The organism is Algibacter sp. L3A6, assembly GCF_009796825.1.
Classification (GTDB): Bacteria; Bacteroidota; Bacteroidia; order Flavobacteriales; family Flavobacteriaceae; genus Algibacter.
In genome coordinates this window covers 2,257,024-2,278,004 of sequence record NZ_CP047030.1, presented here as the reverse complement: position 1 = coordinate 2,278,004, position 20,981 = coordinate 2,257,024, and the positions used below count along the sequence as shown (strand labels likewise).

The window sequence follows — 20,981 nt, the reverse complement described above, 5'->3', positions numbered from 1 at the left end:
TTGTGCACAATACGCCTCGTCCAAAACGATAAAACAGTCTTAAAACATAAGGCGCGTCTTCATTTGTAAAAATAAGGCGCGCACAAAAAAGGATGCCGTATCAATCCCTAACGCGGGTACTTGCTATGTTTTTAGATTTCCAGAATCTTTATAACTATCTACAATATCCTCAGAAAAAAGAAAGAACTCAATTAATTTCAAATAGCAGTAATAGGCGTTATGGTTTACCTACCTTATCGAAAAACCAAATCCGTCTATGCTTACCGATCTAAAAGTAAATAAACCAACACCTATTGCTTTTAGCAAAACATTAAAATCCTTTAAGCGAGATACCGACGTCGAACTCACCATTGAAAATCTTGTAAAAGGAAAATCCATACTTATAAAAGATTTTTATAGCGATGGCATGGCGCTACTAAAAGACCTTCACACCCATCTAAACTTAAAACTACCAAACAAATCGTTTATAGAACAGCAAGCGTATCGCTCGGAATACTTTAAACTGTCAAACCTTATTTTACTAGAGGTTACAGACCAAAAACTATCGGCAAAAAAATCGCCTAGTATTGGCTGGTTAGAAAAATTTTATCCCGAAAACAACCACTTCTTTTTAACGTTTCCACAAATACAAGGCTTAAATAGTGCTTGGCAATGGTATAAAAACGGTGTTTCCATACCGGTACTTCGTAATAAAATACATCCTTACTATGGTACTTATTTCCCAACACGTTTTGAGCATTTATCACTTTTCGATAACTGGCTAAAACACTACAGCGGAGCTAAAAAATCGGCAATAGATATTGGCGTAGGTTGTGGTGTGCTATCCTTATTAATGGTACAACACGGTTTTCAAAAAGTATTTGCAACCGATATAAACCCAAATGCCATTTTTGGTCTAAGCGAGTTTATGGGCAACACAAAACTCTCTCGGAAAATAGAATTAGACTTCGGAAACTTATTTGGCAAATGGAAAAATCAAACCGAACTTATTATTTTCAACCCACCCTGGTTACCAGAAACGCATAATTTAAACAGCATTGATAATGCTATTTATTACAATAAAACCTTATTTCCAGATTTTTTTGAAGCCGCAAAAAAAAGATTAGCACCTCAAGGAAAGCTCGTCCTTATATTTTCAAACTTAGCACAAATTACAAACGCATCTAAGGAGCATCCTATAGAAATAGAATTAACTGAAGGTAATAGGTTTCAATTAGAAAAATGTTATAAAAAATCGGTTAAAAACGCTTCATCTAAAACAAAAAGAGATCAACATTGGCGCAGCACCGAAGAGGTTGAACTATGGATATTAACCAATATGTAACGTTCCCTACTTCGTTCAATGTAAAACAAAAATGAGCTTTCATTTATTAAAAACCAGAACATCTTAAAGTTAATTCTATTCAAAAACCCACTAATCTATTATCTTTTCAGAGTAACTAATGCCTCCTATTATATAGATGTAAAAACTCTTGTCTTCAACTAAAACACACCAGCCAAAGCATAATTCTAATTATTCACAAAACAATAATTTCAAATAAAAACAGTTTTAAACTCATACTGTTAACCTCAAATTGCAACAGTCCATTCTTATTTATTATATTTGCAAACTTTTAAACATCTATGAGATATTTAATCATATTGGCATTAAGCCTATTAAGCACCCAAATAAACCATGCTCAAATAAACGAAATTGGTGTATATGTAGGTGGCAGTAATTTAATTGGCGATGTTGGCGAAACTAACTTTATCGCCCCTAACAGTCCAGCCATTGGACTACTATACAAATGGAATAGAAGTTCTAGACATTCGTATAGAATATCCTTAATATACGCCGATCTAAAAGCAGAAGACAGCGACTCTAAAGACCCACGACGTATACAACGCGACTATTCTTTAGACTCTAACCTACTAGAAATAGCTGTGGGAATGGAACTTACTTTTGTAGATTTCAATCTTCATTCAGGCGAAACAATTGGCACACCATACTTATATAGTGGTATTACGGCTACACAATTTAGCAACAATCATTTTGAAAATGGTCTGCAAATCCCTGAAGGCGGAAAAGATTGGACCGTTGGGATACCTATGGCTATTGGTTACAAAACAAACATTTTAGGCAATTTTATACTTGGTTTTGAAGTTGGAGCGCGCTACACCTTTACCGACAATATAGACGGTAACTTCCCGGAAAGTAGTGAAAACCAACAATACCAATTTGGAAATATTAATAATAACGATTGGTACACCTTTACAGGAATTACATTAACTTACACCTTCGGAATTAAACCCTGTTATTGTTACGACTAAAATGGACTTAAAAGAAAACATACAACTCGAAAAATTACCCAAACACATTGCCATAATTATGGATGGCAACGGACGTTGGGCTAAACAACAAGGTATGCTTCGTGCTTTTGGGCACGAAAATGGCACCAAATCTGTAAGAACAACCGTAGAGGCTTCTGCAGAACTTGGTGTAGAGAACTTAACATTATATGCCTTTTCTACAGAAAACTGGAACCGCCCGAAACTTGAGGTGCAAACATTAATGAAGCTGTTAGTTTCAGCTTTAAGGAAAGAAATAAAGACATTACAAGACAATAACATTAGGTTAATGGCTATTGGAAACTTAAGTACATTACCTAAAAAAGCATACAAAGAACTGCATGAGGTTATAGACAAAACCAAGGGCAACTCGCGCATGACGTTAACCTTGGCACTTAGCTACGGTTCTCGCGAAGAAATCATAAATACTGTTAAGGAGATTAGTATTAAAGTTAAAAATAATATAATTTCGCCCGAAAATATTGAAGAATCAATTATTAATGAGCATCTTTACACGCAAAATTTACCCGACGTAGATTTGCTAATAAGAACCAGTGGGGAGCAGCGTATAAGTAATTTCTTGCTTTGGCAAATTGCTTATGCCGAACTATATTTTACAAATATACTTTGGCCCGATTTTACAAAGCAACATTTGTATGAAGCTATTATTGAATATCAAAAAAGAGAACGACGATTTGGGAAAACAAGTGAACAACTTAGTTAATTTACTAGCTTTTAAAACATACTCAAAGTGCTATTTAGCATTTTTACTTTTTGTAAGTTGTTTTAATATTCAGGCTCAAGATTTAGATTACAAAAACGGTAAAACTTATACTTTAGGACAAATTACCGTTTCCGGAAACACTAGCTTTAGTGAGCAAACTATTGTTGCTTACTCCGGTTTAAGCAAAGGAAAAGAAATAAAAATCCCTGGTGAAGACATTAGAGATGCCATTAAAAAGCTTTGGAAATCCAATCTTTTTAGTGATATCGAAGTATTTGTAACCAATATAGAAGGGGATGTTGCTACTCTAGAAATCCACTTATCCGATTTACCACAACTTAACGACCTGAAAATTAATGGCGTTAAAAATGGTAAAAAAGAAGGTATTATAGATGATAACAAACTTAAGAGAGGTGTAAAAGTTACCGAAAACCTTTTAACCACAACAAAAAACTACCTAACAAGCAAATACAAAAAGGATGGTTTTTTAAACACCAAAGTACATATTAACACCATTGATGTAAAAGATTCTATTCAAACAAGTAGAGTAAACATGGTGCTTAATATTGATAAAGGTGAAAAAGTTAAAATCGACGATATTATCTTTACTGGCGATTCTGTTTTAAGTGAAAAACAGCTTAGAAAAAGCATGAAGAACACGAAGAAGAAAAACCCAATTCGTTTACTTAAGCGTTCTAAATTTATTGAAGCCGATTACAAAGAAGATTTAGTTACCTTAATTGATACCTATAAAGAAAACGGTTATAGAGATGCTCGTGTATTATCAGATAGTATTATTGTTAATAGCGATAAAACTATTGCACTTAAAATTAATTTAGAAGAAGGTGAAAAATACACTTTTGGAGATATTACTTTTATTGGAAACACTGTTTACACCAATCAACAATTAAGCCGTCTATTACGTATTGATAAAGGTGATACTTACGATGGTGTTACATTATCAAAGCGTATCGCAGATGATACAAAACCAGATGCTAACGATATCACCAACTTATACCAAAACAACGGGTATTTATTCTCGAATATTAATGCCGTAGAAGTTAGTGCTGATAACAATGTTATCGACATGGAAATTAGAATAACAGAAGGAAAACCTGCTTATTTCAATAGTGTATCTGTAGTTGGAAATGATAAAACAAACGATCACGTTGTATATCGTGAAATCCGTACTCGTCCAGGCCAACTGTATAGTAAAGCCAATGTAGTACGTACTGTTAGAGAACTTGGGCAACTAGGTTTCTTTGATGCTCAAGAAATTACTCCAAACTTTAACAATCCTAATCCAAACGAAGGTACTATCGATATGGAATACGTAGTTAAAGAAACTGGATCTAGCCAAATTGAATTACAAGGTGGTTACGGTGGTGGTGGCTTTATTGGTACTTTAGGTTTATCATTCAATAACTTTTCTATTAAAGATATTTTCAAAAAAGATGCCTACAAGCCAATACCAATGGGTGATGGTCAAAAACTAGCATTACGTTTACAAGCCAGTCAATTTTACCAAACGTACAGTTTCTCATTCTCTGAGCCATGGTTAGGAGGAAAACGTCCAGTGCAATTCTCGACATCATTATCGCATACTAAACAATTTTTATACGATTACACAAACTACGAAGCAGATAAAAGTAGAAGTTTCAATATTACAGGTATTACTTTTGGTTTAGCTAAACGTTTAACTGTGCCAGATGATTTCTTCGTATTATCTCAATCTGTATCTTACCAACGTTACGATTTAAATAATTACAATACAGGTTTATTTACTTTTGGAGATGGTTTTTCAAATAACCTATCTTATTCTATTGGTTTAAGTAGAAATAATACAAGTGTAGATCCAGTTTACCCTATAGAAGGTTCTAGCTTCTCTGTAACGGCAAAAGCATCTTTACCTTACTCTTTATTTAACGGAACGGATTACGCTCAATTAAAAGAAGATTACGACGCTTTAGATCTTACAGATGCGGATGATTTTGAAAAAGCAGGAGAAATAGATCAACAACGTTACAACTGGTTAGAATTTTATAAAGTAAACTTTAAAGGAACTTGGTATACACAAGTTGCTAAAGATTTAGTATTAAGACCTAATGTTGAATTCGGATTCTTAGGAGCCTACAACCAAGATCGTGGTGTAATTCCTTTCGAAAGATACTTTTTAGGTGGTGATGGTTTAGCTAATTATAGTTTAGACGGCCGTGAGGTTGTACAACTACGTGGTTACCCTAACCAATCCCTTTCTAGTGAAGATGGTGGTTCTATCTACAATAAATTCTCTTTAGAATTACGTTACCCAATTACCCTAGCGGCATCTGCTAAAATTTATGCTTTAGGTTTTGTAGAAGGTGGAGCATCATTTGATAACTTTAGAGATTACAACCCTTTCGATTTAAAACGTTCTGCAGGATTAGGTATCCGTATTTTTATGCCAGCATTTGGTTTATTAGGTATCGATTTTGGTCATGGATTTGATTCAATTGATAACAGCGGTGTTAAAAACGGATGGGAAACACACTTCATTATTGGTCAACAATTTTAACCTGTAAATTATTTTTGGCACGATATTTTCTATTAACACCATGATGATTTGAATATGAATTGAAATTTTTAAGATTAAATTTCGTTAATTTTGAAATGAGCAATTAAAAATTTTCCATAACAACGAAAATGTTTATTTTGCAAGTTCCAACAGGAACAATTAAAAATTAAGGAATTCAATCGGATAAAAAACAATTCATAGAACTGACAGCAACAAAACTAATCGTCTGTCATTTTTAGAATTTATAAAACATAAATGATAAAAATATTTAAGCAGATGAAAAACAACGTTCTTTTTTTATTGACCCTAGTTTTTATGTTAACCCTATCGGTGCATGCGCAACGTGGTGTAAGCCTAGCCTACATTGATAGTGAATATATTTTAGAAAACGTACCAGAATATCAAGAAGCTACAGCCCAATTAAATGAAAAGGCTGATAAGTGGAAAAACGAAATTCAAGCGCAATTATTAACTGTTGAACAAAAAAGAAAAGACTTAAGTAACGAGAAGGCACTTCTAACAGCAGAATTAATTAAAGAACGCGAAGAAGATATTACGTTTGAGGAAAATGAAATATTAGACTACCAACAAAAACGATTTGGACCTAATGGCGATTTGTTTATACAGAAAAGACAATTAATGCAGCCTGTTCAAGATCAAATATTTGCAGCCGTACAAACTATTGTTGCCGCAAGAAAATATCAATTAGTATTAGATAAAGCTAATGGAGGTATGTTGTATGTCGCAAATTCTTTAGATATTAGCGACCAAGTTTTAAGAAGCATCACCAGAACATCAAAACGTACACAAGTACAATCTAAAGCAGAACGTAAAGCTGCCGAAAAAGAGGATATTGTTCCTGAGGTAAATTTAGAACTTGAAGCTAGACAAAAAATATTAGAAGAAAAAAAGGCTGAAAGAGAAAGTGCGATTGAAACTGCAAGGCAAAAAAAGTTAGCTGCTCGAGAAGCTAAAGTAAAAGCTGCCGCAGATAAAAGACAGAAAATATTAGACGATCGCGAAAAAGCAAAACAAGAACGATCGGGAGCTGAAGCAGAAACTGACGCTACAAAAGAAGAAACTGAAACGGCTTCAAAAAGTACAGCTACTAAAACAGAAGGCGAAACCAAAACAAGAGCTGAACTTATTGAAGAAAACAGATTAAAAAAATTAAAAGAACGCGAAGAACGTAAAAAAGCCTTGGAAGCGAAAAGACAAAAAATATTAGAAGATCGCCAAAAAGCAAAAGACAGCTTAAACAAAAATTAATAATTTATAACACACAAATACTATTTACAAAATGAAACACTTTAAAACACTTTTATTAGCAACTGCATTATGTATTGGAACAATTAGTTTCACTCAAGCTCAAACTAAAGTTGCACATATAAATACACAAGAATTAATTAAAGCTATGCCAGAAATGAAAACGGCACAAGCAGAATTAGAATCTTTAAGCAAAACATACCAAACGGATATGCAAGGTTCTGTTACAGAATTTCAAAATCTTCAAAAACAATACGAAGCTGAAGCTAAGAATAAAACTGATGAAGAGAACCAAAAGCGTATTTTAGAATTACAAGAAAAACAACAACGTTTACAACAATTTCAAGCAGATGCACAAAAAGATTTGCAAGCAAAAGAAATTGCATTGTTACAACCTATTACAGAAAAAGCTAAAGCAGCTATCTTAAAAGTATCAAGAGCTCAAGGTTTTGATTACGTTTTAGATTCAGGAGTTGGTGTAACTATTCTTGCTGATGGTAAAGATTTATTAAACGATGTAAAGAAAGATTTAGGTATCTAATTTCTTTTTAAAATCATACTAAAAAACCTGTGAAATTTAATTCACAGGTTTTTTTTTGATTTAAACTATAGGTTATTTTCTAAGACTACTTTCTAATTAAACCAAACGGCATAACCTTGGCGTCGTAATTCCAAAGATAAAATACGTTCCCTTTTTAAGGCATCTGCCCTACTCACTATCGGATCGATGTGATTGTATAAGCTAGGACGTAAATAAGCCCCGTACTTCTCTGCAATATTAGCAGATAACTTATGCCCCTTCTTGTTTCTGTAACCTGTTTTATGTTGTATAAAACGCTCTTTAGAAGTCTTGCTTGTCATGCCCACATACACACATTGCATCACGCCGTTAAATTGCGGATTAGCCGCTCTAAATTTCGCGTTTTCTGTATGGACACGTTTTGATAATTCGATAACATAAATTCTATAAGGCATCGTAATAAGATTTACTTGTTAGTAATATCCGCTTAAATTTCACTCAACTATAAAAACTAAAAAAGTCCACCCTAAATTTAAGGTGAACTTTTAAACAATTATTATAAATTCAAATATTTAATGAGCATGTTCATCATGATCATTCTCTTCTTTTTCGTCTTTATGATCATCTATAACCTCATTATCTCTGTATCGGCAACATGGATGTACTGTATTATAAGCCTCCTCCGTAGCTTTAAGATCCATGGTGTCGTGCCCAACATTTAAAACACTAGATTTAATAGAGTCTAAATTTGTTTTTCTCCCATCATAAATTAATTTCAATTCATGAGTTTTCACACTCCATACCGCTGATTTAACACCCTTTGTTCTAATAGCCGCCTTTTCTATTCTAGCTTTACACATCATACAAACGCCATCTACTTCTATAGATGCTCTTTCGTTTTTACTCTGTGAAAATGATGTTGTTACCGCAAGTAACAAGGTAATAATTAATAGTTTTTTCATAATATATACTTTTAAGTTGTTAGCATTAAATAATTTTAAATCGTAATCCCATATAGTAATTAGAACCAAAAATTGGACCATAAACAAACGTAGAATCAAAATTAGATCCAAATGGATCATCTGCGCCCAAAATAGGATTGTTTTGCCTAACGTTTGTTATGTTTTCCCCACCTAAATATACTTCAAATTTAGGAGAAAACACATGTGTAATTTGCGCATTTAAAGTTCCTACCGTTGGTGAGTATTCTGGTAATTGATATTGTAAAGGATTTGCTACTGTAGAAGAAAAACGTTGTTCACTTACCCAATTAAACGTAGTATCAAATCTCCAATGAGAATTCTTTACACCTTGTTTGGCTGTTTCGTATGATGCATTTGCAAAAAATCTATTTTTAGGAACTAAAGCTTTCTCTAATTCTCCAGATTTATAATCGGTCTTCACATCATAATACTTATAAGCCAAACGTAAATCAAAATGTTCAAACACATTATAATTTAACTCCGCTTGAAAGCTATTAGCAAAACTTTTTCCTTCTAAATTATAAAAATTGATTTCCCGAGGGTTTTCATAATCTACCACTACTTGGTTTTTGAAATCTGTTTTATAATAATCTAAAGTTACATCGGCTTTTCGACCAAACAAGTTAAACCCTTGAAGGTATGATAGTCCGTAATTCCATGCAATTTCTGGATCTAAACCATAAATATTTCCTCCGGAATTTAAAATATTTATACTTCTAGACGTCGCAAACATTTGCTGATTTTCAGTAAAAATATTAGCACTTCGTTTTCCACGACCAAAAGAGGCTCGAACGGCAGATTTCTCCCATGGAGTATAACGCGCATGCACTCGTGGCGTTACAAAATTGCCTAATAAGTTATGGTGATCTACACGTAAGCCAGCAGTAACATTAAGCTTATCTAAATTATCAAAATTATATTCAAAAAAAGCACCAACAGAATGCTCTGCGCGCCCGTAGTCTGTTAAGTTTACCATCTCATCATAATCATCGTAAGTATAACTCATACCTGTTTTTACTTTATGTCGAGAATCACTAATTATAGTATTATAAATGGCATTAGCATATAAACTATTATGTGTAATATCATATTGATTTAATCCAAAATAAGATTCCTGAACATGATGACTAAAAGCGGTTTGCACACCAATGCTTTGGTAAGGGATTTCAGGATTTACATATCCCAATTTACTTGAAACTTCATAGCGTTTCGTGTTTATTTCACTACCCCAAGCATTGGTTGTTAATTTGTCGGTTTGTGGATTAAAATCCAATTCACCCATTTGTTTTTCATCATTTAAAACCTTCAAATTAATAAAACTCATAAAACCATTTTCGGCATCGGTATACTGCCAGCGGTTCATAACATTAATCTGGTTATAAATTGGCATATCCAAAAAGTTATCGTTGTTCACGTCATGCTTTTGATTATGCACATTTCCGTGTAAATAAAGCCCAGTACTCCATTTATCGTTCACTTTTGTGTTTATATGTGTATTGAGTTCAAAACGTCCAGCAATGTTACCAAATAGATTTACAAACAACTTATTATCGGTTGTAGGTTTAACCAATTCTGCATTAATTTGCCCAGCAATACTCTCATAACCATTAACTACAGAACCTGCGCCTTTGGTAATTTGAATACTTTCTACCCAAGTACCAGGAATAAAACTAAGCCCGAAAGCCTGAGATGCTCCACGAATAGAAGGTATATTTTCGGTAGCTATTAAAATATACGGACTTGTAAGCCCCAGCATTTTTATTTGTCGGGTTCCAGAAACCGCATCGGCAAAATTAACATCTATAGATGGGTTGGTTTCAAAACTTTCAGATAAATTACAGCAAGCGGCCTTTAAAAGTTCATCACTACTTACAGTAAACACGTTTTGTGCCTGCATATAAGATTTTGCTGTCGCCTGTTTTCTAGAGGTTAATGTTACCTCATCTAGATCGCTAGTTGGGTTTAACCAATGCTTAATAGGCTTTAAAGAATTAACAGTAAGCGTATCGGTTTTAAAACCAACATAACTTATCACCAGTTTTTTATAACTCGTTTCGTACAGCAAACTAAATTCACCATCAATATCGGTAACCGCACCAATAGAAGTATTAAGCCAATAGACGTTAGCACCTGCTAAGCCCATTGGCGTATTATTATCGTTAGCTTCCAAAATAGTACCTGTTAATTTCTCTTGAGAAAACAGAAATACCGGAAAGCATAACATGATATATATTATATTTTTCATATTTATTTTTGTAAAAATTCCGAAAACAACAAAGCTTTAAGCCATCATGATTAACATAGTAATAGCCATAATAATCATGATAGTGTTTTCAATAAAAGTGGCTTTGGTCATGGGCAATTTTAAAGCCGTCCCCAAACACGCACATTGAATAGATTTTTTATCTAACAGTGTTTTTACAACACCAATTGTAGTTATGCCTAAAATCACCAAGGTTATTATTAATACTATAGAAATTTCTATTCGCATTAAAAACATAATCCCTAAAACCACTTCAATAAATGGATAGACCCAACCGTAAGCCGGTATTGCCTTAGCTAACGGATCGTACATTTTAAAACTCTCCGGAAACCCTTTTAAATCAAGCAATTTAAAAAAGCTAAATACCACATAAAACAAGCCCATAAAATCGAGCATAAAACCTGTTGCACTCCAAGGTTTTATGTTTAATAATATAGCAGCAATAGAAATGTAAACAAAAATTAAAAATAATGGAAACAACTGCTGTAACTCAGATTTTTCTGGAGAAATTACATCAGGTTTATTCGCTTGGCCTTTGGTTATCGTGTATTTATTAGCTAATACTGCCTGAAAATCTTCTAAAGGAATATGCTTAGTCATTTCGATTACAGCTTCCGAATCTTCGAGTGAAACCGTAGCCGTTTTAACCGCCGGCATAGCATTAAGCTTATTTTCTACCGATGAGCGGCAGCCGTTGCAAGTCATGCCTGCAACCTTATAAGTATGTATCATTTTTTGAAAAATATTTGAGTAAAATTAGAACATGATGAGATTTACGCTTTCGCGGAAAAAACAATTATCTATTTTATCAAATAATAAACACTTGGTCTAGCACCAAAATATCGGCTACCAAATTGGGTGGAGAATAATCTTTGTGAGGAACAACTTGTTTTTCTAAACCTTCAAAAAGATTAATAAATGTATATGAAAATGCGGTAATAAATTGTTGATGAACAAAATCTAAATCGTCAAAAGAAGAAAATTTAAGTTCGCGTTGGCCTGTTACAACGTTAACCTCATCTTTACAACAACTTTCTTTATGCATTACTGTTCCTGTTTTCATACCACAATTTTGAGCTTCAGAAAACACAGAAACATCTATTAAAACATCGCCACAAAAATGCTTTTCAATAGTAAAATATACTGTTGAAAACAATACTAAACAAGTCATTAGTATAGAAAAGCCTTTATGTAAAACTGTTTTTATCACGGTGCAAAACTACAAAAAACTAAAGTTGAAATTACTATTTTCATTTTCTTTAACATTTACATTCACTTTTTTATATTTTAAAAGAATGATTTATAAAACTCCTACTATTTAAGACGCCTTTTTTTATACCTTTGCAGCATGCAAGAACAAACACAAATTTTTGGTATTAGAGCCATTATAGAAGCTATAAATGCTGGCGAAACTATTGATAAAGTATTCCTTCAAAAAGGATTGGATGGCGAATTATTCAATGAGTTAGAATCTTTATTGAGTAAAAAATCGGTTAACAAATCTTATGTTCCTGTAGAAAAACTGAATAGATTAACCAAAGGAAATCACCAAGGAGCAGTAGCGCAAATATCTCCAATAGAGTTTCATGATATGGAAGCTTTAATTACAGAGGTTGTGGAATCTGGCAAAACGCCATTATTCTTATTGCTAGATCAAATTAGTGATGTTCGTAATTTTGGAGCTATTATCCGTACTGCAGAATGCACAGGTGTTAATGGTATTATTATTCAGAAAAAAGGTGGTGCACCTGTAAATGGCGACACCATAAAAACCAGTGCTGGCGCTGTTTTTAAAATCCCTATTTGTAAAGTAGATCACATTAAAGATGCCGTATTTTATATGCAAGCATCGGATATTAAAGTAATTGCTGCTACCGAAAAAACAAACGATACTATTTACGATGTTTCTTTTGTTGAGCCTTGTGCCATTATTATGGGGTCGGAAGGTAGAGGAATTAATCCATCGACTTTAAAGGTTGTAGATTCTAAAGCTAAATTACCTTTATTAGGTGAAATTGAATCTTTAAATGTTTCTGTAGCTTGTGGTGCTTTTTTATATGAAGCCGTAAGACAAAGAATGGTGAAGTAATTATTAGTTTATTTTATACTACTAATCTTTATTTTCTTTAAATATATACCTTATAGAGAGGGGCTCTAGCTCCTCCTCTATTTCGGGTTCTTCTTTGGTTTCTATAAAGTTTCCATTTTCGTCGAAATGTTGTAAAAACAAATCGTTTTCTTCATTGTAATTTTCTTGTTCCCAAGCATATTTTTTAGGTTTTGCTATTTCTTTTCTAAAGAAAAGCGCAAAGACCAAGCCGGTAATTAAACCAGATAGATGCCCTTCCCAAGATATACCTTCTTCTATCGGAAATGTATACCAAATCATGCTTCCGTATAAAAAAATAACTAAAAGCGATAATGCAATAAGTCTGTAATGTTTTGCGAAAACACCTTTAAAAAAAGTAAAACTTACTAAAACATAAATGAGTCCGCTTGCCCCAATATGGTAAGATGGTCTACCAATACACCAAGTTAAAAATCCCGAAATTAAAATCCCAAATAAAATAACGCGCCAAGCTATTGGTCTATAAAAATAAAACAGCGCCGTGGAGAGTACAAATAACGGAATGGTGTTGTGATAGATATGCTCGATATTACCGTGTAAAAACGGACTAAAAATAACACCTCTTAGTCCTTTTAAGGTTTGTGGATAAACACCATACTTACTTAAATTATATCCAAAACGTACTTCGAACCAAAATACGAGCCAAATGGTAAGCACGAAAAACACCGGATATGCAATGACTCCTGGTGAGAATTTAAAATGTTCGTGCTGTTTCATTGTGATGAATATAACAAATAGTTATCCAACTTTATAAAATGTGCTAAATTGGCAGATTGGCCTGCGTGAGGGATTGAACGGCTTGTTTGAGCTCCCGACCTTAGGAGGAGCGAGTAGTGAAAGCCCGACCCTTTTTGGGGCACGCCCAAAATAACTAAAAATTGGATGTTGAAGTATTCTAATTTGACAAGAATTTACTTTAATTTTACATTTATGAACGCACCTTTAGCAGAACGATTACGCCCAAGAACTTTAGAAGACTACGTGAGTCAGACGCATTTAGTGGGCAAAAATGGCGCACTTACGCAACATATAAAACAAGGATTAATCCCGTCGATGTTATTTTGGGGTCCTCCCGGCACCGGAAAAACCACATTGGCAAACATTATTGCATCCGAATCTGGACGACCTTTTTACACGCTTAGTACTATAAATTCTGGAGTTAAAGATATTCGTGATGTTATTGATAAAGCCAAACAAAGCGGCGGATTATTTACCACCAAAAACCCTATTTTATTTATTGATGAAATACATAGGTTTAGCAAATCGCAACAGGATTCGCTGTTACAAGCCGTTGAAAAAGGTTGGATTACACTAATTGGTGCGACTACAGAAAACCCAAGTTTTGAGGTAATACCTGCACTTTTATCCCGTTGCCAAGTTTATATTTTAAATGCTTTTGCTAAAGTAGATTTAGAAACGTTGCTAAAACGTGCTATTAAAAATGACGAATTTCTATCTCAAAAAAAAATCACTTTAAAAGAAACGAATGCTTTATTGAGAATTTCGGGTGGTGATGGACGTAAATTATTAAACGTTTTTGAGTTACTGGTAAATAGCTTTGGTGAGGATAAAATTGTAATAACCGACGAGGCCGTTTTAGAACGTGTACAAAACAATACGGCTCGTTATGATAAAACAGGCGAACAGCATTACGATATTATTTCGGCATTTATAAAATCTATTAGAGGTAGTGACCCAAATGGTGCGGTATACTGGTTGGCTCGCATGATTGAAGGTGGTGAGGATGTTAAATTTATTGCGAGACGTTTGTTGATTTCGGCATCTGAAGATATTGGAAATGCGAACCCTACAGCTCTAGTTATTGCAAACAACACCTTTCAGGCAGTAAGTACTATTGGACATCCGGAATCTAGAATTATACTTAGCCAATGTGCTACTTATTTAGCGTGCTCTCCAAAAAGTAATGCTGCTTATATGGCTATTGGAAATGCGCAGCAATTGGTAAAGCAAACTGGTGATTTAGGCGTGCCGATAGAGCTTAGAAATGCACCGACCAAACTTATGAAAGAGCTGGGTTATGGTGACAACTACAAATATGCACACAACTACAAAAACAATTTTGCTGAGCAAGAGTTTCTTCCTAAGGAAATTGAAAACACAAAGCTTTATGAGCCTGGAAATAATGCTCGAGAAAATGCACATCGCGACTTTTTGAAACAGCGCTGGAAGGATAAATACGGTTATTAAAAAACGGCTTTAAACAAAAAAATCCTGCCAGACTATAAAAGCCCAACAGGATTGTATATTATTAGTAAAGTTTACTTATTTCTTTTCGGCTAAGCCGCATTAAATTTAACATCACAAAAACAAGGCTTTTTGCTTCGCAAGTTTTACTAAAATCTCATGATATCCCCATGAAAGTTATTGGAAGAATTAGCCGTGTAGATGATGGTAGATCCAAGTTTTATAAGAAATCATGGCAGGAATTTCTTTTGATGCTTTAGTAATTTCCTTGTTACCAAAATTTGATTCTAATTTTAAAATTAAAAGATATTACTAAATAAAAAAATAGCAATAATATTTCAGTTTTCACCGGTTAATACTCAACAGGTCTTAAAAATAAATACACTAAATTTTTAAAACTTAATATTTAAAACTTCTAGTCTTAAAGTGCCATTTTCATGGTGCTCAATAAACCATTTATTATCTTTTTTGAATATGATAGCCGATTTGTTTTCAACTAAAAAAACATCACTTAATTGTGTATTATGCATACGGTAAAGTACTTTTGGAGAACTATCTACTAACTGAAATCCGTTTTTAATAGCTTGCGCATATAACACACCTGTATTAACTGATTCCGTTATAACTGCTTGTTCGGTAATAGTTACTGGATTATTTATAGGAGCAATACGCTCTTCTACAACCTCAACAGTTTTTTCTTCTTTAAGCGATTTAATTTCTTCCTTTAATTTCTCTATTTCACTTGATGTGCTTGATGTTGCTGCAACCTCTGGAGTCGAAGCTACTACACTGCCAGCCTTAGGTTCGTACTTATATCCTAAATTTTCAAAAGAAGCAAAAGCAGCACGAGTAGCTTCTACGTAAGATTTTTGATACTCTTTTTCACGACTCTCGCCAATTCCAGATGTGTATATTAATCGATCATTACAATCTGTAAGTTCTACTTTTAGCTTGGTTTTAAACATGCCTGGTTCTTTTAAAACATCGGCATCTAGAGCTAAGCATCTATTTCTAGATAAATCTTCTGGGTATGATTCACCTTCAATTAAGGCAATAAACCCATATTTATTCAGTAAAAATTTTGATAAATCATTCAATTGATATTGATTAGCAGATTTTAAAAAATCGAACTTTTTGGAAACGATAACGTATTTGTAATTGTTTAATTCAGTTTGAGAGAATGCACTTGCAATAAATAAACAAGCAAAAATTGTAGTTAAAAATCTAGTTTTCATTTCTTATTAAATATATAATTAAATCCTAATTGTAAAGATACACTTTGCGCATCATATACATTTTTATATTGCAATAAATTATCGGCCATAACATAAAAGTTGGCACCCCAAATATGAGCCGACACACCAAGTCCTAAATTATTAAAGGAATATGAATCTATGGTATATGCCGCTTTTAAACGCAAGCCGTTAAACACACGCCTGTAATAATAAGCCGTTAACGCCATTTGAGGTCGTTTTGGCCTACTAATACCATATAACTGTAACCCAACTGCATTGAGGTAGCCGCTATCATCTACAATGCAATTACAATCTTGACTTTGTTTTTTTCCAAAGGCATAATTAAGCGACGCGTTAAACTTTGCAGGTCGCCATTTTGTATATTTTGTAGCTGTAGTATCTACGGTAAAAATATCTTCAAAATCTTCTTCAATTTCACTCCAATAATCATCTGCTGTTTGTCCATCATCCGCAGGAGAAAAAAGCGGATTTACGCCGTTGTATGTATACTGACCATTAATAGCATAATTCTCCACATCTTTTGTATGGCTAATAAAACCAACATCTAGCAAACTAGCGTCAAAACTCCATTGATCGGTTAATTGATATGTAAAACCAAAATCAACTCCCAACCCTAAATTACCTCCAAATAGAACACGTTTTTTTAAGACATCTACATCGTTCGATACATCTGAATTTTCATCATCAATTAAACTGGCAATCCCGGAAGTTTGAAGCGCTAAATCTAAATCAAAAATATGGTCGTAAACATTATTTTCTCCAGGGACTGTAACAAAGCTTCCTTTGTTTTTAGTTGAACTTACGTTGGCTATACTCGAATAAATTTTTCCTCTAACACCAAAGGTAAATTTATCATCAACCTTTTTATTATATCCCACATGAAGTACTGAAACCACATCTGCAGCCACACTTAAATCTCTAGCATCAAACACTCTATTAATATTACTTTGATTTCCTTCTAATGCTAAAACAGCGAAATCTTTTGGAAAGTACAGCAGAAAATCTAATTCTTGATACATTCCAAAACTGATATATTCATTTTTATTATAACTACTCCCAAATGCGAAACCGCCAGAAAAAATTTCTAACTGTTGATTAAAACCATAAAAATCGGTGGGTTCCATACTGTCTACAGCATTTCTAAGCTTAACATTAAAATCGACATCATTATCAGCAAAAACATCGTAAACTGTACTTCCAGAAATACCAACATTAACATGAACATGCGATAACAACGGAATACCGATATACCAATCGTTTTTTACTTTACCTCCGGGGTTTTGCATTAAAGATTGCGGAATCTCAGAAAACCCATAGAGCAATTGCTTGTTTTGAGAAAACGAAAACAAACATAATTGTAATGTAAACATTAAAAATAGTTTCCGCATACCTCTATTTATTTAAATTGATGTAAAATGCAGCATACGATTTGTATTGAATTCTACCTACCGTATCCTCATCTAGAGGAGCACCAGGTAAAAGACGCATTGTAAAAACTATAGCTACTGTGCGTTTTAATGCGGAAAGTGAATTCCCCTCAAAAACTTCGGTATAGGTTGTTACTGTATCGGTATTATCAGGAGCTGCATCTTCCCTTACAGTTAGGCTGTGCTGTAAATTACCAGCTTGGTCTAAAAAATCTACTTGCAGCTCAAAAGTTCTATTGATTGTATTTTGAGTTTCGAAAACAAACTCAGCTTTTTCAACATTATCGACAACAAATTCATCGTTAAAAAAAGCAACAGAAATAAAATCTTGAATACTTAAAATTGTACTACCATTATCAACAAAACGACTTGCAGGTTCATCAAAATAAACAAGACTGGCTTCCAAAGCAGGTGTTAATACAATATCGTCTGCCTGATCAAAATCTATAGCTTCTGTGCAAGATATTGCCATAAACCCAATGCTGAATAGTAAACTTATTTTAAATCTTATACTTTTTATCATATCAGTTTACAAACGAATTTAAAACACTAGTTAGTATATAGTGTTCTTATAAATAATGCCTTAAGCTTAACAGATTATCTATTTGCTTTGTGTCATCATTTAAAGTTATATTATTTACATCGAAGAAAATAACATCCATGCCTATGCTTTTTGCTCCAAGAATATCAGCTTCAAAGCTATCACCAATCATGATACTTGTTTCAGCTTTTGTGTTGGCCAAATCTAAGGCGTAGTTAAAAATTTTAGGGTTTGGTTTTTTAACACCAACCATTTCCGAATTTGTAACGGTATTAAAATAATGTAAAATATTCGATTTTGCCATTTTTTTATGCTGAACTTCATCAAAACCATTGGTTATTATATGTAAACTATAGTTTTCATTTAAGTAATCAAGAATTTCGAAAGTATTATCAAACAAATGGTTATAGCTAGATAGATGTTCAATATAATCATCGGACAGCTTATCAATCACCTCACGGCCAACCTCAACTTCTAAGGCTAAAAAAGCATCATTTAGTCTACCAAAACGCAAGGTTTCTTTAGATACTTTATCTTCTCGATACAACTTCCAATAATTTAAATTTATAGGAAGGTATATATCTAAGAATTTATTTATTTCAACTTCTATTTTATTTATTTCGAATATTTTTTCGAACGTCAATGCCGAGTTTTTATCGAAATCCCAAAGTGTATGGTCTAAATCGAAAAAGACATCGGTTATATTTTTAATTTTCATTATTTCCTGATTCTAAGATAATATTAAACAAGTCTTTAAAGCCTGACCACCTATCGCTATAACTTAATGTATAGTTATGAAAAACGGAAACAAACTGGCCGTTAACTTGTTTTACTTCATTTATAATATTGTTTAAAACACGCTTTTTATCTAATAGTGATTTATGCTTTAGCAAAGCGAAGTCCATAACATGATACGGACAAATTTTAAGTGGTGTTTGTATTTCGTAATCTAAATCGTAAAACAAAAATGGTGTGCACGAACCGGCTCTAAAACCAATTTCGTTTACATACCCCATGGTATAATCTTCCTTTATGTTTAACTCTATTAAGTTTCTGTAAGTTTCTGGTAAGTTTAATTTTGAAAACGATTGGCGAGAAGCTCTCAATGGTTTATTGATAATGTCTTCAATTTTTGTTTTTTCTTTCTTTAAAATATCAGCATCATCAATAGCAAAATATGATATTTTTAAGCCCACATTACTATAATCTCCAACATGTTTTATAAGCGATATAAACGATTTATTATTCACATTCGCTCCCTTATCATAAGTAGAATATTCACCTAATAAAAAGAAAAAACTGAATCTAAATTTAGATTGTTTTTGCTTATTAATAACATACTTAAAAGTATCGTGAGGATCGTGACTAAAGTGCATGAGCACCATAAACCTTGTATAGAGACTTTTAAATTTAAACTTAAAAACATCTTTTAATGTACCACCAATGGTGCGCATAATACCGCTTAATTTGTAACGATACGGATTTGGCACATCTATAATAGGTTTTATACTGTATGTCTTTGTTGGAAACTCAAAATCGGGAAATTGTTTTTGTAAAGCCTCCTTAAATTTATAAGCCCAAATATCTACTACGGGTTGGTGTAAAAATTTATGTTTATAAGCAACACTTTCTGATGCAGTGAACCTTCCAAACTCATCTTTTACATGAGGTAAATACTCCTCGTATCTCGACAGTAAATAAAAAGATGCAGCAAAAATATCAAAAGGAATAAAGCTTTTGTCTCCGTTAAAAAAAAAACATTTGCTATGGCCCCAATCCATGACATTAATTTCAATATCATTTAAACCTTGCTCAAATAGCAACTCGTTACTTTTTACAAAAAACTCATTTCCTAACGCTTGTTTGGTATACGACATTTTTATACTATCGTGGGCAATAAATTTCTCAACCTTTGTAGTAAATGTAACATCTATGCCTAATACACGCGTGCAAATATGCTTAAAAACATAATTTAATCGTGGTGATATTTTATGAGTATATACTAATAACATAACTTTTATTGAGTCCTATATATTTAAAATCGGTTCTAATTTTTGGTGTTTCATAGTGTTTTAAACATGAAACCTTACAACACGTTTTCGTCTGCAAAACTAAAGTATGCTTTTTCAGTAATAATTAGGTGATCTAGCACTTTTATATCTAAACTTTGTGCGGCCGTTTTTAATTTTTGGGTGATGTTTTTATCCGCTTCACTAGGTTTCAAAGTTCCAGATGGATGGTTATGCGCCAATATAAGCCCAAGTGCACCAACTTCTAATGCATTTTTAAGCACTAACCTGACATCTACTAAAGTTCCTGTAATGCCGCCTTTACTTAATTGATTTTTATGGATTACTTTATTAGAGTTATTTAAATAAATAATCCAAAACTCTTCGTGTTCAAGCTCACCAATTATAGGTTGCATAAGTTCGAATACCGATTTACTTGAAGTTATTTTCTTTTTCTGAAGTGCTTCTTCTCCACGACGGCGCCGGCCTAATTCTAAAGCAGCAATAATACTTATAGCTTTAGCCTCGCCTATACCTTTAAACGCCGTAAGTTGTTTGATAGACATTTTACCTAAAGCACTCAAATTATTATCTGTGCTCGATAAAATCCGTTTACATAAAGCTACAGCACTTTCTTCTCGATTACCAGAACCAATTAAAATAGCAACAAGTTCAGCATCGCTTAAGGCGGCTTTACCTTTGTATAATAATTTCTCACGAGGTTGATCGTCCTGACTCCAATTTTTAATAGAAAATGCTCCTTGTTTATCCGCCATT

20 protein-coding genes are annotated in these 20,981 nt (G+C 33.2%); 8 read left to right on the top strand and 12 right to left on the bottom strand.

From position 1 onward, the window contains the following. Positions 1-256 precede the first annotated feature (256 nt). From GQR98_RS09480 to GQR98_RS09455, 6 genes are all read left to right on the top strand, one after another. Positions 257-1,324 (top strand): methyltransferase, encoded by a 1,068-nt coding sequence (locus tag GQR98_RS09480; protein ID WP_159019300.1) that lies wholly within the window; start codon positions 257-259, stop codon positions 1,322-1,324. Positions 1,325-1,623: 299 nt separating this feature from the next. Further along, positions 1,624-2,310 (top strand): DUF6089 family protein, encoded by a 687-nt coding sequence (locus tag GQR98_RS09475; RefSeq protein WP_159019299.1) that lies wholly within the window; start codon positions 1,624-1,626, stop codon positions 2,308-2,310. 1 nt (position 2,311) lies between these two features. Continuing rightward, positions 2,312-3,052, top strand: a complete 741-nt coding sequence (locus GQR98_RS09470) for an isoprenyl transferase (protein ID WP_159019298.1) — start codon at positions 2,312-2,314, stop codon at positions 3,050-3,052. Next, positions 2,985-5,606: an outer membrane protein assembly factor BamA gene (gene bamA, locus GQR98_RS09465; RefSeq protein WP_159019297.1), complete on the top strand. Its 2,622-nt coding sequence runs from the start codon at positions 2,985-2,987 to the stop codon at positions 5,604-5,606. Before GQR98_RS09470 ends, bamA begins: the two co-directional genes overlap by 68 nt. Positions 5,607-5,882: 276 nt before the next feature. Beyond that, entirely contained in the window at positions 5,883-6,875 is a 993-nt protein-coding gene (locus GQR98_RS09460) for an OmpH family outer membrane protein (RefSeq protein ID WP_159019296.1), read from the top strand. A gap of 31 nt (positions 6,876-6,906) precedes the next feature. Further along, on the top strand, positions 6,907-7,413 hold the full coding sequence (locus tag GQR98_RS09455) for an OmpH family outer membrane protein (RefSeq protein WP_042499074.1): 507 nt from the start codon (positions 6,907-6,909) through the stop codon (positions 7,411-7,413). A 92-nt stretch (positions 7,414-7,505) separates the two neighbouring features. On the opposite strand, the gene GQR98_RS09450 is transcribed toward GQR98_RS09455, so the two are convergent. The 5 genes from GQR98_RS09450 to GQR98_RS09430 all read right to left on the bottom strand — a co-directional run bounded on the left by GQR98_RS09450 (position 7,506) and on the right by GQR98_RS09430 (position 11,848). Next, a complete protein-coding gene (locus tag GQR98_RS09450) occupies positions 7,506-7,847 on the bottom strand; it encodes a ribose-5-phosphate isomerase (protein ID WP_159019295.1) in 342 nt (113 codons plus the stop codon). Positions 7,848-7,964: 117 nt separating this feature from the next. Next, the gene (locus GQR98_RS09445; protein ID WP_042505277.1) at positions 7,965-8,354 is read right to left on the bottom strand and encodes a heavy-metal-associated domain-containing protein; all 390 of its coding nucleotides are present in this window, start codon (positions 8,352-8,354) and stop codon (positions 7,965-7,967) included. A gap of 25 nt (positions 8,355-8,379) precedes the next feature. Continuing rightward, positions 8,380-10,620, bottom strand: a complete 2,241-nt coding sequence (locus tag GQR98_RS09440) for a TonB-dependent receptor (protein WP_159019294.1) — start codon at positions 10,618-10,620, stop codon at positions 8,380-8,382. Positions 10,621-10,656: 36 nt separating this feature from the next. Next, entirely contained in the window at positions 10,657-11,370 is a 714-nt protein-coding gene (locus tag GQR98_RS09435) for a heavy-metal-associated domain-containing protein (RefSeq protein ID WP_159019293.1), read from the bottom strand. Positions 11,371-11,446: 76 nt separating this feature from the next. Further along, entirely contained in the window at positions 11,447-11,848 is a 402-nt protein-coding gene (locus GQR98_RS09430) for an HYC_CC_PP family protein (RefSeq protein ID WP_410488903.1), read from the bottom strand. Between the two features lie 138 nt (positions 11,849-11,986). On the opposite strand from GQR98_RS09430, the gene rlmB reads away from it, so the two are divergent. Further along, positions 11,987-12,727 (top strand): 23S rRNA (guanosine(2251)-2'-O)-methyltransferase RlmB, encoded by a 741-nt coding sequence (rlmB, locus tag GQR98_RS09425; protein ID WP_159019291.1) that lies wholly within the window; start codon positions 11,987-11,989, stop codon positions 12,725-12,727. 21 nt (positions 12,728-12,748) lie between these two features. Here the strand turns inward: rlmB and GQR98_RS09420 are convergent, their stop codons facing one another. Beyond that, positions 12,749-13,483 (bottom strand): rhomboid family intramembrane serine protease, encoded by a 735-nt coding sequence (locus GQR98_RS09420; protein ID WP_159019290.1) that lies wholly within the window; start codon positions 13,481-13,483, stop codon positions 12,749-12,751. 213 nt (positions 13,484-13,696) lie between these two features. Here GQR98_RS09420 and GQR98_RS09415 point away from each other — a divergent pair, with 213 nt between their 5' ends. Then, positions 13,697-14,974: a replication-associated recombination protein A gene (locus GQR98_RS09415; RefSeq protein WP_159019289.1), complete on the top strand. Its 1,278-nt coding sequence runs from the start codon at positions 13,697-13,699 to the stop codon at positions 14,972-14,974. A 389-nt stretch (positions 14,975-15,363) separates the two neighbouring features. On the opposite strand, the gene GQR98_RS09410 is transcribed toward GQR98_RS09415, so the two are convergent. The 6 genes from GQR98_RS09410 to radC all read right to left on the bottom strand — a co-directional run bounded on the left by GQR98_RS09410 (position 15,364) and on the right by radC (position 20,980). After that, positions 15,364-16,206 (bottom strand): hypothetical protein, encoded by an 843-nt coding sequence (locus tag GQR98_RS09410; RefSeq protein WP_159019288.1) that lies wholly within the window; start codon positions 16,204-16,206, stop codon positions 15,364-15,366. Then, positions 16,203-17,615: a DUF5723 family protein gene (locus GQR98_RS09405; RefSeq protein ID WP_159019287.1), complete on the bottom strand. Its 1,413-nt coding sequence runs from the start codon at positions 17,613-17,615 to the stop codon at positions 16,203-16,205. Before GQR98_RS09405 ends, GQR98_RS09410 begins: the two co-directional genes overlap by 4 nt. Before the next feature lie 4 nt (positions 17,616-17,619). After that, positions 17,620-18,177: a hypothetical protein gene (locus tag GQR98_RS09400; RefSeq protein WP_159019286.1), complete on the bottom strand. Its 558-nt coding sequence runs from the start codon at positions 18,175-18,177 to the stop codon at positions 17,620-17,622. 46 nt (positions 18,178-18,223) lie between these two features. Then, positions 18,224-18,913, bottom strand: coding sequence for a YjjG family noncanonical pyrimidine nucleotidase (locus GQR98_RS09395; RefSeq protein ID WP_159019285.1), 690 nt, complete (start codon positions 18,911-18,913; stop codon positions 18,224-18,226). Further along, positions 18,903-20,207 carry a polysaccharide deacetylase family protein gene (locus tag GQR98_RS09390; RefSeq protein WP_159019284.1) on the bottom strand — a complete coding sequence of 435 codons (1,305 nt, stop codon included), beginning with the start codon at positions 20,205-20,207 and terminating at the stop codon, positions 18,903-18,905. The genes GQR98_RS09395 and GQR98_RS09390 overlap by 11 nt, the downstream gene beginning before the upstream one ends. Before the next feature lie 74 nt (positions 20,208-20,281). After that, complete coding sequence (radC, locus tag GQR98_RS09385) at positions 20,282-20,980, bottom strand: RadC family protein (RefSeq protein WP_042505255.1); 699 nt, start codon at positions 20,978-20,980, stop codon at positions 20,282-20,284. Position 20,981: the final 1 nt, after the last annotated feature.